General features: G+C 59.5%; 6 protein-coding genes. 4 read left to right on the plus strand and 2 right to left on the minus strand.

What is annotated here, in order from left to right; translation table 11 throughout:
- Positions 1-633 precede the first annotated feature (633 nt).
- The 4 genes from ACP2YP_RS04690 to ACP2YP_RS04705 all read left to right on the plus strand — a co-directional run bounded on the left by ACP2YP_RS04690 (position 634) and on the right by ACP2YP_RS04705 (position 15,857).
- Positions 634-2,091, plus strand: a complete 1,458-nt coding sequence (locus ACP2YP_RS04690; RefSeq protein ID WP_426422610.1) for a hypothetical protein — start codon at positions 634-636, stop codon at positions 2,089-2,091.
- A complete protein-coding gene (locus ACP2YP_RS04695; RefSeq protein ID WP_426422611.1) occupies positions 2,088-13,658 on the plus strand; it encodes an AIDA repeat-containing protein in 11,571 nt (3,856 codons plus the stop codon). The genes ACP2YP_RS04690 and ACP2YP_RS04695 overlap by 4 nt, the downstream gene beginning before the upstream one ends.
- Before the next feature lie 69 nt (positions 13,659-13,727).
- The gene (locus ACP2YP_RS04700) at positions 13,728-15,026 is read left to right on the plus strand and encodes an autotransporter strand-loop-strand O-heptosyltransferase (RefSeq protein ID WP_426422613.1); all 1,299 of its coding nucleotides are present in this window, start codon (positions 13,728-13,730) and stop codon (positions 15,024-15,026) included.
- 33 nt (positions 15,027-15,059) lie between these two features.
- Positions 15,060-15,857, plus strand: coding sequence for an FkbM family methyltransferase (locus ACP2YP_RS04705; RefSeq protein ID WP_426422615.1), 798 nt, complete (start codon positions 15,060-15,062; stop codon positions 15,855-15,857).
- Between the two features lie 74 nt (positions 15,858-15,931).
- On the opposite strand, the gene ACP2YP_RS04710 is transcribed toward ACP2YP_RS04705, so the two are convergent.
- Positions 15,932-17,464: a caspase family protein gene (locus tag ACP2YP_RS04710; RefSeq protein ID WP_426422616.1), complete on the minus strand. Its 1,533-nt coding sequence runs from the start codon at positions 17,462-17,464 to the stop codon at positions 15,932-15,934.
- A gap of 1,090 nt (positions 17,465-18,554) precedes the next feature.
- Positions 18,555-19,199: an adenylate/guanylate cyclase domain-containing protein gene (locus tag ACP2YP_RS04715; protein ID WP_426422617.1), complete on the minus strand. Its 645-nt coding sequence runs from the start codon at positions 19,197-19,199 to the stop codon at positions 18,555-18,557.
- Positions 19,200-19,369 lie beyond the last annotated feature (170 nt).

The raw sequence follows: 19,369 nt of genomic DNA on the forward strand, positions 1-19,369 counted from the left end.
TGTGCGCCGCCGATCGCGACGCCAACGATCGACTACAGCATGTAATTGGCGCCGCACTGGGAGGGCGCGAAACGCGTCCGTCAGTATCGGTCGTATTACCGCGGCCTGTCGGGCTTCCGCTTATGACGCACCTGTTGCGCCTGGATCAACACGATCTTCGGTCGGCGCGCTCGGCCGGCTTGCTTCTCCTTGTGGTCGATCCAAACCGATGGGCCGCACTGCCGCGAGAGACCCTTTCGGAAGCGTTCGCACTCACGCGGGCTGAGGCCGACATAGCAATAGGGGTCATCTCCGGTAGAACGCTATCCGAGATTGCAGCCGACCGAGGGGTTAAAGTTGGTACGGCACGCGCCCATTTGAAAGCGGTGTTCTCGAAGACCCACGCACGTAGTCAGGCGGACCTGACCGGAATGCTGATACGCCTTGCCGTTTTTTCACCTCACACCGAGTAGTTACGACCCTAGGTTAGGCGCACCAAGCCGCCGCCTGGTGCTCTCAACGATCGCCAGATAGTGGAAATGACTTAGGTCGACCTCGAGGGCCGTCCGCCCAATAATTTGGTGTAGCGACCTGCCCAAATGGGTAATGGAGAACGGAATGCTTGGGACTAAAAAGATCCAGGAGTAACAATCAATGGCACGTTTTGCGAGGCTGGCAGGAGGTCGTGGTATCCCCGCAACATTGTTTTTTTTAGCGATGCTTTTGGTCGCAGTATCCGTGCCGGTATCGTCGATCAATGCGATGAGCGCGCACGAAATTCTTTATTTGAACCGGTTTGGTGAAAACGCTTCCGACGTCAGTTGGTGCAACGACAAGACATTTACTTTCCTAACGCATGGGCCAGCGCGCAACGCGTCCTCAGCGTTTCCTCCTGAATACTCACGCGACACGACTGTGAACATGTTCATGATCGAGACACAGCAGATTCGTCCACTGGTCGTGTCCGAATTTGCAGCGTTCGGGGCCGAGTGCGTGAAGAACGGCGAATATATCTTTTTGAGCGGCGGTTTGTATAGTGCCAGGGCGAGCGATGCGCGATTGCCGGCGCAGGTTCCATTCTCGCAATTCATCGATGTTCGCCCGAGGGTGGGCGCCCAATCGGTTACACCCGTGTTGCAATTGCGCAGGGACAGCGTTGCATTCAGCGCGCCGTTGCGAACCGCCCCTGATGGTAGCGTGTATTCGCAGGCATCAAGTCAAGCCATAGACCTTGATAGCATAGTGCCTTCAAAGCAGTCGTCCCTGATCGCAACTGGTCAAGACTACAGTGTCGTGCGCGAAGGAGTGCAGATCACCTTTGCCAATGCGGATTCGCGCAAACGGCCGCCTGGGCTGTTTCCGCTCTATGGATTTTCCGCCCCCGAGATCTGGAGCATGGGTAGCTATGTTTGCTCCACGAGTCGGCCGGGATGCAAGTCGAGCGAGACCGGCGCATCTGTTGGCTACTACCTGTACACAAAGGTCAATACCGATCGCGCGCGACTCGACCTTGTCTTCACCATCAGGCCTCTGCATGAGCCTTTAGTTCAGCGGTGGCCGGTCGTTGGTGGACCTGCGATACCTTCGAGCCTCAGAGTATCGGCACTCGCTCTTGACGCGAGGCATTGCTACGTCCTGCTTGAGCCAGATCCTTCGTTGCCTGAGAGCCGAATCAATGGTCGTCTCAAACTAGACCTCTATCTCTCACGGTGCACTTTCGCTGCGGGCCGGTTAACATTCGATCAGGCGGAAATAGTTGGGCAGAAGCAAGCCTCCTTCATCGTGCCGGTGCTAAGCCTTCACGGCGACTTCGCCGTAGTTACAGAGACCGCGGATTTCGCATCCCAACAAGACGATCAAGCAGACGTCGAGAGGGCGGCAGCAAGTCGCCCCAACGTCTGTGCGCGATTTCTTCGCGTCGGCTCTTGGCCGCTAGAGCCGGCTAATACGATTTGCGTTCGCCTGGCTCAGGATGGGGCAGATGGCCTATCAGTAAGTCCCGACGGCAATTTTTTGAACATTCGAAGCAGGACAAATCCGCTCATTGTCGGTCGAGAATACCGCAATGGCGAAGCCGGACCGAGCTGGCTCAATAATGGAGAGCAACAATGAGCGACGTGATTCTCCCTCCAGTAGCAGGCAACTTTCGAATCACTAGTCCATTTGGCGCGGATCGAGGTAGCTACCAACATTTGGGAACGGACTTCGGAGCTCAGACGCCCGGCGTGGCCGGAGATCCGATCGTTGCGTCTGTCGATGGAACGATGGTCTATCAGTATCGTTCGAGCACCTACGGAAATGCTTCCGTCATCGAGAGAGACAATGGCGATGGGACCTATTCATATTTCTTGAATGCGCACCAGTCGGGCTTCGCCGACAACTACACGCTATCATCCCAAAATCCGACAATGCCGGTTAATGCCGGGGACGTTATTGGGTATATGGGCAATACTGGCGCATCGGCGAACGGTAGTTCGATTCCAGTTCATGATCACTTTGAGCAAATAAATACCGGCGGGAAGGTCGACTTTTCGCAGGGATGGCCTTTCGAGAAAGGCGACGTCGGGGTAACGAATTCCGGAGTTGCATGGGAGAGAAGCGGCCCTTCCTTTCAACTGTCGAACGGGTGGGCTGCTACGTCAGACAACGGGCGAGTTAGCGTGACCATCCCATCGGGATTTGGTAACTCGTCAACAGACAACAGCGTTCCTTTCGTCAACCAAACGCAGGCCGCAGAGCAATCCCTGGGAGCGATGAGTTGGCTTCAATCTGGCAACTCCGGCTCACCAAATGTTCTGTCGCCCGATGCCGCAAATGGACTGTCGACGGGGGCGCCGACAACATCCGGGGTCTCTTACCTTCAGCAAGGCCAAGAATTCTCCGATCTGATGGCGACTGACCAGCTGAATAGCGGTCTGAACGACATGGTTACGCTGAATCAGTCGGTCGTCAGCTCAGCCAATCAAGCTTATGGTACTGTTGGGCAGGATTTCACAGACCTCCAGAACTCCTCCAGTTGGTCCCAACCTAGCTATCTCCCTTCCGACAATTCGACGTCCCTCGGCAGCCAGCCTGGCAGCTCGGTTAGCGATGTCGCTGACACTTATATGTCGGGGCAAGCGTCTTCGCCCGTTACCGATCCTCAATCGTCGCCTAATTGGGGTAGCGGCGATGTCCGCGGCGATCTCGGTTCGGGGTCGACTAATTTCGCCGACGTTCAGCCGTCCGCACCGGCGGTGGATACCGCGTCTGCAGCGAGCGACGGGTACGGCAGCTCGACCTATACGCCACCGGATACCACCGGCTACACCTATACGCCGCCGGATACTTCCAGTTACGCCTACTCGCAGCCGGACACGTCTTACAGCTACGATACGGCGAGCGCCGATACCGGCGGCTATTCCGATTATGGCGGGGGCGGAGACTTCGGTTTTGGACCCGTCATGCTCGACCTCTCCGGCAAGGGCATCAACATCACTCAGTTGTCGTCGTCGAACGTCTTCTTCGATGCGACCGGGAGCGGCGTGCAGAACCAGACGGCGTGGGCTGGCGTGGGCAGCGGCGTCCTGTTCTACGATTCGACCGGCACTGGGCAACTGACCCAGGCGAACCAAGTCATCTTCACTGATTGGGATCCGAGCGCCAAGTCGGACATGCAGGCGCTGCTCGACGTGTTTGATACGAACCATGATGGCGTGCTCGATTCGGGCGACGCGAACTTCAGCAAATTCTATGTGATGGTCACCAACGCCGACGGTACCCGGACGGCGAAGTCGCTGGCCACTCTCGGCGTTGCCTCGATCAACCTCAATCAGGACGCAACGCACGTCGCGCAGCCGGATGGGTCCTCGATCGACGGTCAGACAACCTACACGACAACGAGCGGAACGACCGGCACGGCCGCCACGGTCACTCTGGCCACGGATGCCAATGGCTACGTGGTTACGAACTCGACCACGACCAACGCCGACGGGTCGGTGACTATAGCCAACACTGCGTCGAACGCCGATGGCAGCGTCGATCATCAGCGCATCCTGAATTCGCTCGTCACCTCGACGGTCAGCAGCGGCGTGACGACCACGACGACGGCCAAGGAGCTGGCGACGGTCAACAATGGCGGAGTCGTCCTGACCTTGCAGACCGACAATATCTCCTCGTCGACCAATGGCACGACGTCGGAGACCCTGGTCAATTACTCAGCCGGCGCTATCACCTCGACCGGCGAATTGACCAGCGCCGGGACGTCGAACTCCGAGAAGCTGAATGCGACCACCACCACGACCGTCGTGGCCTCGGGCGGCACCGTCGTCACCATCCTGCGCGACCAGCTCGGCGGCGGCTGGACCACCCAGAAAGAGGTTGATTCGACAACCAGCGCGTTGGGACCTGCGAGTTACGTCATCTCCAACGTCAATTCCGACGGATCGGTCAGCCACGTCACCTCGTCGACCGTCGTCAGCGGCGGGTTGACCCGGACGACGGTCGATCTCGTCGACGGCAGCAGCACCATGGAGACGACGGTGGTCGACGCCACGGTGGTTGCCTCGGGCGGAACGCGGACCGAGACCGTGACGACCTCCGCGGGCTCGACGGTGACGAGCCTGATCCAGACCGTGACCTCGACGACGTCGAATACCGTAACCCGGACGACCAGCAGCGATCTGACCGATGGCGTGACCCTCAATCGGACCTCGGTCGATCAAACTGTGACGAATTCCGGCGGCTCGGTCACCACCTCGACCGACCGGAGCGCCAACAACACCCTTCTCGACCAGACCGTCACGTCCCAGACGCCACAGAGCAGCGGTGGTCTCGTCACGTCGGCGGTGACGTCGCAGCTCGACAACGGCGCATTCATCGTGGTCGATAACAGAACCACGACCATCTCCAATGCCGGCGGGACGCAGACGACGACCATCGTGGATAACAGCGCGAACGGAACGCTGCAGTCGAAGAGTATCAATTCTACCACGCTCGGCAGCGCGACGCGGACCACGACGATCTACGGCAACGGCGACGGCAAGATCACGCAATATGAGACCGTGACCGTCAACTCCGGTACGACGACGGATACCGCCGAACTCCTCAATGGCAACGGCTCGCTCAAGGGCGAGGTCGTGACCACGACGACGAGCGGCGGTCTGGCCAAGACCATTCAGATCGATTCGACCGGCAGCGGCACTGTTGCTGCGCCGGTGTTCGATCATATTACCACCGATAACACCACGACCTCGGCGGGAACGTCGACGGAAACCGTGACCCACTACGGATCGTCGACGGGTTACAAGATCGATCAGTCCCAGACGGTGGTGACGTCAGGTGGCCTTGAAACCATCGTTTCCAGCGCCTTCGTGGGAGCGTCGCTGGCGAGCGCGGGGACCTGGGATCAGGTCTCAACCGACTTGACGACGATCAGCGCCGGCGGCGCCCTGGGCGAGACCCTGACCGTCACTGATGGGGCCGGTCACACCCTCAAGACCGTGCAGACCAACACCTCGGCGAACCGCCAGCTTGTCACGACGACGACAACCCTCGGATCGAGCGGTCTCGTCAAGCAGGTAGAGACCGTGACGTTGCAGAACAACGGTACGCTGCAGGATCAGGTCGTCAATTTCGACCAACAGGGCGACGTCCTCGGCGCGACTCTCACGACCACCACCGCCGATGGGCTCGTCAAGACCGTCAAAACGGATATCCAGGGGCAGACTGCAGCGGTCTATTCATCGAGCGGTCTCGCTTTCGACCAGACGTCGACGGCGACGACCACAATCAACAGCGACGGCAGCCGAAGCGCGACGACCAATACCACGTCCCAGAATGGTACGCTGCTGTCGACGTCGACGACGTCGGCGACCGCCAACGGGTTGACGACCACGACGACTGTCAATCCCTATGCGACCGCTCATTACGCAACGAAGACGTCTGCGGCGACGACACTCAATTCCGATGGTAGCTCGACGCAGAACGTCGTCGACTACAGCTATAATGCGACCAAGATCGATTCGACGCAGACGGTGACAAGCGCGGGCGGGCTCGGCAGCACCGTATCCTATGACCTCGATGGTGATGGGGTTACCGACCGGTCGACGACCGATATGACCACGGTCAACGCCGACGGCAGCCGGACCGAGGTGGTCACCGATTATACCGGTACGACGGCCGGAACAGTCCGGGACGTCACGACGGTCCACAGTGGGATCATCGTCACCAGCGCCGGCTTGGAGACGACCATCACCCGGCAATCCAACGGTTCGGTGCCCACGTACCAGAGCGAGACCATCTTGCCGGGGACCGACGGTAGCACCACCGATACAACCGATTATTTCACGACGTCGGGCGGAGCACTCCTGCTTCGAACCATCGCGACGACAAATGCGACTGGCCTGACCAAGACGGTGGCCACCGCAGTCAACGGCGACACGACGGCGGACTTCTCGACGACGGATGCGATCGTGCTCAATGCCGACGGCAGCCGAACCGAAACGATCAGCAGTTCGAACCGATCGGGGCTGCTCGACGAGACCGTCACCATTACTTCGGGAAATGGGCTGTCGATCACGACGAAGGTCGACGCCAATGGCGCGTTGAACGGCAGCTTGCCGATCTTCAACCTGGTGACAACCGAAAACACAGTCCTCAACCGGACGGACGGCAGTCGTACGGAAACCGTCTCGACCTTCAACGCTAACGGCGGCATGACGACCCAAACCGCCACCACCGTCAGCGCCGACAAGCAGACGATTTCGGCCAACCGCTATTTCAATGAAACCGGGACGATCTCGACGGTCGACCAGACCGAAACGACGCAGACCCAAGCCAACGGGTCGATCGTCGATACGCTGACGAGCTACGACGCCAACCATGCGCTGCTTGGCACCATCGTCAAGACGACCAGCGGGAACGGATTGTCGGTTCAGACGGTCTACAAGAATGGCGCCGGGACGACCGTCGACACCCAGAGCGAGACGACGACCTACGACACGAATGGTGACGGCGGCCGCCTGATCGATTGGGAAGACACGGATGTCGTCAACGCGACGACGCTCAAGACATCCGTGAAGACCCAGGTTTCCGGAAACGCACAGACCAAGCTGACCACGATGGTGCTGACCGGAGCGCTGTCCCAGCTGCTCACGCAAAACGCCACGGCGACGACCAGCGACAGCGTCGCGATCGACGATTATGGCAACTCGACCGAGACGATCGCGGTCACGCCGAGTGGCTATCCAGGCGTCGGCGATACCCAGACGATCGTCACCTCGGCCAACGGTCTTTCGACCACGTCGACGATGACCCTCGCCGGACAGAGCTCGGCACTGATCCAGGAGACCAAGGTCACCGCGCTCGACGGCTCGAAGACCGACACGACCACCTACTACAACTCGGCGACCCCGTCGTTCATCGAGCGACAGGACATCGTCTCGACGAGCTTCGACGGGCGGACAATCTCTGAAACGTCCTATCGCGACTATGACGGCACGCAGTGGAACGTCGTGACGGATACGTTCGTCAAGAACGCCGACAATACCACCACGGAAACCCGCACTGGTTCCGGATCTTTCGGCGCGATCGCCTTCACGCAGACGATCAGCACCGTCACCAATGCCGACGCCAGCAAGACGGTGACGACGATCACTTACGATCCGACAGGTTGGTTGACCGTGGGCCAGATCGTCGCCGACGTCTCCGGCAATGGCCTGGTCAAGAGCTTCGTTTACGACACGACGGGGTTGGAGACGCTGGCAAACCTGGATACGGCGGCTACCGCCATCCTCAATGGCGGCAGCTTGCCGTCCTCGCTGCTGTCGACCGACATCATCGCGTCGGACATTACCACCCTGAATGCGGACGGCACCAAGACCGAGGTGATGACAACCGCGTACGGCAACAGCTTTGCCAATCTTCGTTCAGAATCGATCAAGACGACCAGTGCCAATGGTCTTACGACCGTGACCAAGGTCGACAACAACGGCAACGGTATCTTCAACCAGGTCGTTACGACAAGCGTCGCGCCCGATGGCTCCAAGACCGAAGTCTCGACCTATTATGGTGACACGACCGCGACGGCGAATACCATCCTTGGCGTCAATACGTACTCGGTTAGCGCAAACGGATTGGTCACGACGCTGACGAATTCGCAAGGTACGACCGACACGACGGTTATCCTGCCGAATGCCAACGGCAGTTACGAGTGGTCGCGCACCGTGGCTCCCAATAGTCCGGCAGCGACGAGCGGATCAGGACTTCGCAACGGTGCCGCTTCGCATATCATTGATGCAAACGGCATCGACACATGGACCGTGAACGACGGGTTCAGCCAGGCGCATACGATCACGATCGATGTGGCGACCGAGAAGCAGGACATTGCAATCGCCAACGAAATTTATCGAACGTTGCTCGGGCGCTCAATGGATGACATGGAGACCGAGCACATCATCGAATTCATTGATGCCGGCCGATTGGATCGCCTTTCACTTGCTTCTGGCATTTTGCAGACGTTTGGCTATCAGACCAACTACGGTGTGCCGGGACCTACATCGGGCACGTTCTTTTGGTATGGTTTCGACGTCACCGCCGCGTTCCAGAATGCGTTCGGCCGGCTTCCGACGGCGCTCGAGATGGGAACGTTCGGACAGTTCGTCCACGATCAGGCGCCCACGCCCTTCGAGTTGGCAAATATGGCGGTCGCGGTTGCCCAATATGCGATGGACCAGGGCGCGCAGAACAACCGGACGATCATAGACGGCAACCAGGATCTCGTCACAACCGCGCCACAATGGATCAGCCCGGCGAGCAAGATCGTTGCACTCACGACGTCGGGGACTTACGCCTACTCCGGTCAGTGGCTGGAGGATGGCAATCTCGCTGCCGGGACCGGCGGCACGGCTATGACGATCAACGGCAACAGTAACGTGGTGGTGGCCACGAACGGGAGCGTCCTAACGCTGAACGGCTATAACAATGCAGTCGATATTCCTGGTCCGACAGCGACGATTAATGCGTCCAATGCGGCGATTACCGTAGAGGATGGCGGTGTCGCGACAGTATCGGGAAACAACAACCAGATCGCCCAGGTCGGTCCGACATCGCTGACCCTGACGTCGGGCACCGGTGATCAGATCTTCGTCGGATCCGGTAGCACGCTAAGCGGCTTTTCCTACACCAGCGCCTCACCGATCACGCAAGCGTCAAACGCGACGATCACCATCGGCCCGAATGTCGGCACCTACACCGATCCGGACCAGGTCATCGGCAACAATGACGTGATCTATGTAGAAAGCGGTAGCTACGTTGAAGTCAGCGGAAGCAACGACGTCATTGACGTGATCGGAGCTGGAACAGCGGTCGCCTTTGGCTTGGTGAGTGGGAGTGAAATTGCCAATGGCGGTCTTCTCCAGGTCGCGTCAGGTGGAAGCGCCAGCAACACCACAGTGTTGAGCGGCGGCGATCTGGCAGTCTTTGGCGGCGCCAGCGTGACAGGGGTTACGGTTCAATCCGGCGGATACTTCGAGATTGGAGGCGGCTTTACCGAGAGCAACTTCGCTATCTCCAATGGGGCAATTGTCCAGGTCGATTCTGGAGGAACCGTCAGCGGAACGACTGTCTCAAGCGGCGGAATGCTGCTCCTCGGCTCTGGCGCGATTGCAAACGGAGCGACATACCAGTCGGGCAGCATTCTCCAGGTCTGGAATGGCTACACGCTGAGCAATTACACGGCCAGCAACGGAGTTGCCTTGGACGTCGGATCCGGTGGAACAGTTACCGGCGCGACGGTCACGAGCGGAAATGCAATCACTGTCGCGAACGGTGGCGTCGCAAGCAACGTCAGCGTGAATAGCGGCGGCAGCCTTACCGTCTATGGCACTGTTCCCGGAGCGACTGCGGGAATGGGAACCAACGTGACCGTCGGTAATGGCGGCGACCTGATTGTGTCGGCTGGACAAAGCCTCGGTGGAGGCACCGTCCAAAACGGCGGTCTTCTTACCCTCTACTCCGGCGGTACAGCCAACGGGACAGTCGTGTCGAGCGGTGGCGCGATCGAAGTTTTTGGCGGCGCAACCACCAGCAATCTCACGTTGACCTCCGGCGCCATCTACTTTGTCAACTCGGGCGCCTCGTTGAACAACACAACCGTTTCTGCCGGGCAAACGGTGGGGGTGGCATCGGGCGGATCAATCTCCGGCACGACCGTTTCAAGCGGCGGAGTGCTGGAACTGTTTGGGGGCGCCGCGACCAGTACGACAATCAGAGCTGGCGCCCAACTCCTCGTCGAAGCCGGGGCTACTCAAAGCGGCTATATCGTCAGCAGCGGTGTTGTGGAAGGTGCGTTCGCTGGCGCCGTGGTCAGCAATGTTACGGTCAACAGCGGCGGCGAACTCGATGTCTGGGGGACGGTGAATGGCGCGACTTCGTCAAACGGGATCGTTTTCGTCGCCAGCGGTGGCGTCCTCAATCTCTCGTCGGGCCAAACCGTCAACGGTGCCACCGTCCTGACGGGCGGGACGCTGGTCGTTTCAAGCGGTGCAACGGCCGGCAATACCTTTGTTAGCAGCGGCGGCCAGCTGACGACGTATGGCACTGTTGCGGGTGCTTCGATTGTCAGTGGCGGGGCCGCGACCGTCGGCGGCGGCACGTTCACCGTGACGTCGGGCCAGATCGACTGGAACGTGTCGGTTACCAGCGTCGGACATCTGGTCGTCTCATCGGGGGCCACCGTCAGCAACACGACGGTCGACAGCGGTGGTCAGTTGATCGTCGATGGCGCCGTTATCGGCGCAACGATAGCGAACGGAGGTGCCGTCGTGTCGAGCGGCGGTCTGCTGGATATTCGCGGTTCAACGGTGAGCGGCGTGACGGTCAGCAACGGAGGCACGCTGCTGGTCGACTCCGCCGGAGCCGCCTCCAACATCACGATTAGCAGCGGAGGCAACCTGGCGGTCTACAACTCTGATGTACAGGCGGTCAGCATCCTAAGTGGCGCCACCGCGGTGGTGTCGGCATTCGGTGAAATTGATGTCAGCTCCGGGCGGACCGTCAGCAATGTCACGGTTGCCGCGGATGGTATTCTCGCTGTCCTATCTGGAGGAAGTGCGGTCGGAACCGTTGTTTCGAGTGGCGGCATGCTGGAGCTATTCGCAGGCGGCAGTGCGACTGGAACAACCGTCAGCAGTGGGGGAATAGTGGCGGTTGGAGCCGGCGATACGTTGACCGGCTACACCATCGCCAGCGGCACCACGCTGGAAGTGCTCTCGGGCGGCACTGCCAACGGGGCGATCGTCTCCAGCGGCGGAACGCTCGAGGTGTTCGGCGGCGGTAATGCCAATTCCGCGGGCTTTACACCCGGAAGCTATCTGGAGCTCGTCGGCGGAACGGCTAGTGGGTATTCGACCAATGCAAATTGCACGCTTGAAGTCGGGTCTGGAGAAACCCTCAACGGTGCGACCATCAACAGCGGTACCGCACTCGATGTGCTCTACGGCGGGACGTTGACCAACGCCACCGTGAGCAGTGGTGGCACACTGGTCGTCGATGGCGCGGTCTTTGGCGTCAACCAGATAACTGGAGGCACTGTGTCCGTTGGAGCCTGGGGCAACCTGAATGTGCTCTCCGGCCAGACGGTGCGCGGCGTTTCCGTCGCCAATGCCGGCGCGATGGTCATTTCGTCGGGCGGTGTCGCCAGCGGGACGACGGTCGCTGCCGGCGGCCAATTGCTGATCAACGGCGTTGCGAGCGGCGCCATCGTCGCTGCCGGAGGCTCTGTCGTGGTGTCCAGTGGCGGCACGCTTAGCGTCCTGTCTGGGCAATCCGACCAGGGCATTCTGGTCGTCGCGAGTGGGACGTTGTTGGTGTCGTCCGGCGGCACGACGATCAATGCGACCGTCAGTAGCGGCGGCCATGCGACGGTCCTGTCCGGTGGCGTCGCGAGCGGCGCAGTTGTAAGCAGCGGCGGCGTTGCGACGGTTTCTGCCGGCGGCGCCGACAGCGGGACCACCGTCTATGCTGGCGGCTTGGAGGTCGTCAGCTCCGGCGGCAGAGCCACCAGCACGACCGTCGGCAGCAGTGGCACCGAGACAGTCTCGTCCGGCGGTGTCGCGAGTGGAGCGACGGTTAGCAGCGGAGGACAGGGCTATGTTCTGTCCGGCGGCTCCATGGTCAGCGGCTTGGTGCTCTTGGGCGGAACCCTGACCGTATCGTCCGGTGGCGTGGCGAGCGGGACGCAGCTCCTTGGCAACCAGGTGGTGAACGGTGTCGCCAGCGGAACCGTCGTCTTGGGCGGCCCCCACAATGGAGAGTATGTTGAATTGGGCGGGACGTCCATCAACGCGATCATCAGCAGCGGCGGCACCGAAGCGGTCTATAATACCGGTGTGGCCAGCGGCACGACGGTTTATGCTGGCGGTCTTGAATACGAGCTGGCCGGCGGAACAGCGAGCGCAACGCAACTAAAGGGTGGCACCAACCAGGTCTCCGGAACGGCCAACGCCACCATCGTGTCGAGCGGCGGCCTCGAAATGGTTTTATCCGGCGGCATCGCGAATGCTGCGACAGTCTTGAGCGGTGGAATTGAGCGGATCATGATATCCGGTACCGCGAAGAACACGACGATATCGAGCGGTGGTAGCGAGGTGGTGTCGTCCGGCGGTGTTGCCAGCGGCACGATCGTGAGCAGCGGCGGCGTTGCAACGGTGTCCGCCGGCGGTATCGAGAGGGCCGCTACGGTCTATGCTGGCGGCTCGGAGATCGTCAGCTCCGGCGGTACGGCGTCGAGCAGCGTGATCGCTGGAAGACAGTCGATCAGCTCGGGCGGCACTGCTCTCGGAGTCACTCTTTCGAGTGGCGGCAATCAGATCGTCGTTTCAGGTGGCTATGCGAGCGGCACGATCGTCAGTAGCGGAGGTACGGAAACAATCTCCGCTGGAGGTATCGCTTCCTCAACTTACGTCAGCGGCGGCGGTCTCCTCTACGTCAGTTCGGGTGGCGTTGCGAGCGGCGCGACCATTGGCGCCGGGACCCTGGAAGTCGCCAGCGGGGGCTCGATCGGAACCTCCGTGGGCTTCACGGTCAGCGCTGGCGGAACCCTGACGCTCGATTCATCGCAGACGTTCACCCGCAGCATTTCCGGGTTTGGGCAACCGGAGCATATCGACCTTGTGGATATTGCCTACAATTCGAGTACGACGTTGTCCTATGCGGAGGCCGCAAGCAACACGAGCGGTACCTTGACGGTCAGTGATGGTGTTCACACCGCGCATGTCGCGCTGCTTGGCCAATACGTGACGGCACAGTTTACGTCCGCAACCGATGGCCATGGCGGCACGTTGGTCGGCGATCCGCCGATCCACAACGCCGCGATGGTCACGCAGGATTCGTCGAGCATTGGGGCTGAGGCGCTGACACCGATCGAGAAATTTCTGCGCTCGGCTCAGTCGGACATCGTCGTTCCCGGCTCTGGCGGACGATCCTTCCTATCGGAATGGTTCGAATCCGCCACATCGCATCAACCCGCGAAGCCCGCGAGCGACTCCGGCGTCCAACTCGAAGCTGATCTGTCGAGACTGGTCAGTGCGATGGCGGGGTATGACAGCATAGGCGCTGGACTGGACCCTATGGCATCGTCGCAACCCTCTCAGTCTGACACCACCGCCCAAAGGCAGCTCGCTGCTGCATGGCATGGCTGAGAAGCATAGAAACGTCGCCGAAGGAGATTTCCTCGGCGCGGATCGTCGACGAAATATGTGAGGCCTGACGTGAACCTGGTACTCGATCTCAAACAGGTTAAGGCGGACGAGGAATTTCCAACCACGGCAGCCGAACCTCAGACGCCGCCGGAGGAGACTTCATCGTCGCAACCAGCGAGCGCACCATCAAATCGCCCCTATCCGGCCCCTGCGGAAACACCGACCCAGCAGGGGCCGATGGGAATTCAGTATGACTTCAACGATGGCTGTCGTGTCCTTCTTCCTGAAGCCGAACATCTCTGGCGGGTACGCCTGAGCGATCTCGACACGGGAAATATCTTGTTCGAAACGGACCTGAAAGCCGGACGGATCAACAGCACCAAACGCTACTTCGTGCGCGCGCGCATCGAGATCTGGACCGAGGGCAGAGAAGTTCTAAGCCACGACTATTCGGCCGAGAACCGCGATGTCATGGTTCAGTTTCCGGTCGGGACGCTCGGTGACTCGCTCGGCTGGTTTCCCTATGCCGTCAAGTTCAAGGACAAGCATGGCTGCAAGCTGACCTGCGCGATCGGGGAAAAGCTCATTCCTCTGCTCGCACCAGCCTACCCCGACATCAATTTTATTCCCCATGAAGAGGTCGAGCCAAGCCGCTATTATGCGACCTATTCGATGGGGCTGTTCTTCGACGACAAGGATGGCGTGCAGCAGCCTTGCGATTTTCGCCATGTTGGCCTGCATCGCACCGCGGGCTATATCCTGGGCGTCGATCCAACGGAGGTGCCTCCGCGTCTCGAATTGGCGGATGCGAGCCGGCCGATCGACGATCGCTATGTTTGCATCGCCGCGCAGAGCACGACCCAGTGCAAGTACTGGAACAACCCGCACGGTTGGCGGGAGATCGTCGCCTTCCTGAAAGAGGCCGGCTATCGTGTCATTTGCATCGATCAAAAGCCGACGCACGGGCACGGGCTCCTCTGGAATCACATTCCCTATGGTGCCGAAGATCAGACCGGTGATCGACCTCTGGCGGATCGCGCGCGATGGCTGGCCCATGCTGATTTTTTCGTCGGGCTGTCGAGCGGCCTATCGTGGCTCGCCTGGGCAACGGGCGTGCCGGTGGTGATGATCTCGGGTTTCACGCACCCGACCAATGAATTCGACACGCCTTATAGAGTGATCAACTATCACGCCTGTAATTCCTGCTGGAACGATGTCCGGGTGCGCTTCGATCACAAGGATTTCCTGTGGTGTCCGCGTCATAAGGACACCTCCCGGCAGTTCGAATGCACCCGGCTGATCACGGCGGAGCAAGTAAAGGCTGCTATCACCCGCATTCCGGCGTTTCGGCGCGATGGCCGCTCCTGAGATGTCTGGCTTGGCGCTCGACGAGATCAGCGTGTGAAGAACTGGATCCAGCGCAAGATCGCCTTCGTTCTGGCGGCATCGGATCATGGCCCCATGATCGTCAACCGGTTCGACTATCGTACGGTTCCCGATGGTGGCAGTTTTGGTGTTGGTTTCGAGCTCCTCGAAACGTCATCGTTTTCATCCAAGGAGGTAGACCTCGCGCTTTCCATGCTTGAGCTGCGTCGCCGCTATTTCGGTGACGGAGTGGTGGCGGTCGACTGTGGAGCGAATATCGGGGTACACACGATCGAATGGGCGCGGGCAATGACCGGCTGGGGCGAAGTTATCGCCATTGAGGCCCAGGAGCGCGTATTCTATGCTTTAGCCGGAAACATCGCCCTGAATAACTGCTTCAATGCGCGTGCGATTCTGGCAGCGGTCGGAGATAAGAACGGGTCAATCAAAGTGCCGGTATTGGACCATACACGCCCGGCAAGTTTCGGCAGTGTTGAACTCACCCGAAAAGAGATGACGGAATTTGTTGGCCAGGCCGTCGATTATTCAGAAGAAGCGACGGAAAAATTGCTCTGCCGAACGTTAGATTCGCTTGGGCTGAAGCGCGTCGATCTCATCAAGATCGACGTCGAAGGCATGGAGAAAGAGGTGCTCGCGGGCGCGGCTGACATCCTGTACCGCTCGAAGCCAATTGTCGTTGCGGAGTTCATCAAGTCGGACAAGCATGGTTTGAGGGCATTTCTAGAGTCCCATGATTACCGGGTATTCGAGCTGCGTATGGATCTCGTTGCAATTCATCGCGACGATCGATCCATAGAACACGTCCAATCTTAAATTGCCGCCGCTACCACGGAAGTGAGGTCGTAAAGCGCGCCGGTTCCGATTTTCGGTGCGCTAAGGCAGTTTTCTTACTGCATCTTTTCCCAGGACGAGAAGGCCGCTTCGAAAGCTTGATCTCCGGCTTGCCCCTTCTCGATAGCAAGGATCGCGCGACGCTGATTGCTGTAGACCAACGGCACGCTAAGCCATTCTTGCTCCTTCAAGATCTTGACGTTGCGCACACGATCGGCGTCGACATTCGAGAGACCTATCAGAAATGCGTCATCCGTAACCTTCACTGCCAGGCCCGCGAGCGGAATTCCGCGTGCCTGCTCGTTAGCTTTCATGAGAATTCCCGGGATGCTGCTTACCTGCCACCCTATGGGATTGGTTGGAGTGCTGACGGTGAGATCGATGGTGTGGCTGGCGTGCAATGCGGGATCGGCATTGCGACGAAGTGACAGCGTCATCTTCGTTCTACGATCTGGGATCTCGATGTCGGCGTGTACGACAGGTTCGCTCTTTCCGTCCGATGTCTCACCCGGTTCGGTGTGCCAGATCACCGTGCCTGCGAACTTTTGCTCGTTTGTACCGGGCACCTCTTCATACAGCACTGCGCGCGGAAGGCCGGCGACCGAAGCTGTCTTCATGCTCGTTGCGGGAGGCCAAACCGGTGCAGATGCCTGTGCGGGCCTTTCCGCAGCGGGCGCCCCGAGCTCTTTGAGACGTTCGCGCGCAAGATCAGCGTAGAAAGTGCCTGGATAGCGTTGAACAATGGCCGTGATCGCGGCCTTGCTGGTTGTATCTTTGGCCAAACCCCAGGCTTCTGCGGCTTGGCGAGAAACACCAAGGTACGTTTGATCGGCAGACGTGGTCTCAGGCATAAAGGAGAAAGTGCCGTCGATTGCCCAAAATGAAACCCATGGCAATTGAGCAGCATTTGTGGAGTGTTCTACTGCAAGCCCCACCTCGTTAAAAACGTCGAAGATGGCAAATCCCGGGTGCTGAACGGCCTGGACCAGAGCCTTTGTGTACGAACTGTCGTCGCTGGCGATGCGACCAGGTTGTGCAGGGTAGGAAATCAGCGTGCCCGTCGGCGCCGCCATTGGTGCAAGTCCACCTTCATTGGAATGCAGCCCTCTGCCTGCGAAGGGATTGTTGCGGCAGGCGTCCAAAATGATGAGCCTGAGTCGTATTCCCGCCCCCTCCATTTGATGCATGACCGACGCGACGTCGGCCAGCTGGAAGTCCGCATCCGCATCCTTCCTTGGGTTCGCGTTGGTAGGGATCAGATAGTTGGTACCCCGCAGCTGTATGGCGTGGCCTGCATAGAAGAAGAGCGCGGCCTCGGCACCCGAAATCTGGTTGCCAAAGTCCTGAATGGCGGCGTCCAATCCTGCTTTGTCTACGTCGACCAACGCTGAGCCGCTCACCAATGTGAACCCGAGCCCGCGCAAAGTATCCGCCATCAACTTGGCGTCGCTGGCAGGAGCCTCAAGACTGGCGGCATGTTGGTAGGCAGAGTTTCCGATGACGAGCGCAACACGCTTGCCGCCGAGCGCCGGTTCGATGAGCAGGAGCAGACAGCTCACAACAAGCACGCCCGCCGACAACCGCTTCATGAGATGTCCTTCGCCTCGGCAGCAGGCTGCTTGAACTCAAATATCCATGTGAAGACTGAAGAATAGCATACATATAAGTGCTCTGTTGCGGCGGGCAATGTATATGAAGTACCCGCGGCGAGCTCCAAGCCGTTTCATCAAGCTGCACTGTGCGCGGGACTCCGGCTCATCTGCGCTTTCAAGCGTTCATCTGTCGCTGGTGGCATGTCGGCCCGACTTGCGGTTGAACCAATCACCGCCGCAGCGTCCTCGGTGCGCGGCTTGCCGAGGACGGAAAGCGCAGCTGCCGTGTTGGCCGCGCAAGGTGGTCGAGAGACTTCTGTCGCATACCATACCTGGTGTTCGCGCGGGCGGCGCCGGATCGCAGGTGTAATGGTTCGGAAGGTCCGACCGACCGTCTTTCGCGCCACCAAAGTGACGTTGACGCCACCTTGCAGCCGGCCCGAGGTACGGATCGTCTGGCGAATATTCCTCGATTCTTCAGATCATGCTGCGATCCGGCCAAACACCCAGCAAGCCGCGCATAGTGAACGCGGCTGTTCCATTGGGATCGATCACAATGTGTCGATCATTCTCTAGGGCGGGGCACGCCCGGAGGAGCTTAGATTCTCTAGCCCAAAACGGCACTATAAGCACAAACGCCAGTTTCGCGACGTGCGAAAAATGCCTATTTTAAAGGGGTTTCCATGATTTTAGCACAAAATCTAGCACAAAAAAACCTGCAAACTCGTTTTAAGTAATAAAATCAAATGTTTCTACAAATATAGGATCCGACTCATAACCTGAAGGTCATAGGTTCAAATCCTATCCCCGCAACCAAGATCGATAACAGAAACCCAGCAATCTCGATTGATTGCTGGGTTTCTGCTTTTGGGACCAAAATGTCGGCCCCAACAAAGGTCAATGACTTGGTTTCGTAGATTCAAATCACCCCGCAACCAACTGCGGTCGATCAGATGTCGGCGGCTCTAAGAGAACGTCTTGCTGATATCCGGATGGGCAATGGGCGTACAGCGTCCCCTCATCAGAGGGTTTCTTCATCCGAGTGGGCCCTTGTTTCTGAGGATCCCAGACTTGAACGAAGTTTCCCTCAGACAGGGGCCGCTTCCGCGTGCCAGACAATGGTCTCGATCGGTTCGCTATGCCCCTTGAGATCGAGCTTGCGCCGCTCCAGTCCAGAGAGGTCCAGCCGGGAGACATCACAAGCGGCCGCGCTCGCCAAGATCTCGCCGCCCTGCGCGAGCGAGGAGAGGCGCGAGGTTACGTTCACAGCGTCGCCTAGCGCAGTGACATCGGTGAATGTTTCGCGCGAACCAACATTGCCCCAATAGGCCGTGCCGGTGTGGACGCCGATGCCGATCGGCAGCCAAGGGCCACCTGGCCGGCCATGCCCCGTCTCAGCCAGCAGGCGCCGAGCGGCCATAATTGCCCGCTTCGCGTGGGCGGGGCCGGCGAAGCCGGGGAGATATTGGGCGACAACCTGATCGCCCACCAGCTTGTCGATCAACGCGTCCGTGTCGATCAGCACGCGCGTCGTCGCCTCATAGAACCGGTTCATCAAGCGAGCGAAATCCGTCGGGCTGCTGTTCTCGGCCAACCGGCTCGAGCCGCGAACATCGGCAATGATGAGACTCATCTCGACCTCCGCGCCGCCGGGGTGCCCCCGCGTCACCTCCTCGCAAAAGGAGCAAAATCGCGGGTTCTGCCTGGCCGGCCGCTTGCCGATCAGTCGCATCAAGGGCGCGCCTACGCCACGGAAGGGAGCGTTGCACATCTTGCACCGCGGGTTGCTCGGAAGAAATTTTAGCGCAAATCGACCCCGACGGGCTTTGGGCAACTCGCCCATTGCGAGGGCACGCCATAGTTCCTCAGTCTGTGTTTGGGCCACGACGCCACCTCATGTCA

It is taken from the genome of Bradyrhizobium genosp. A, from assembly GCF_049949275.1.
In the GTDB taxonomy this organism is placed as follows: domain Bacteria; phylum Pseudomonadota; class Alphaproteobacteria; order Rhizobiales; family Xanthobacteraceae; genus Bradyrhizobium.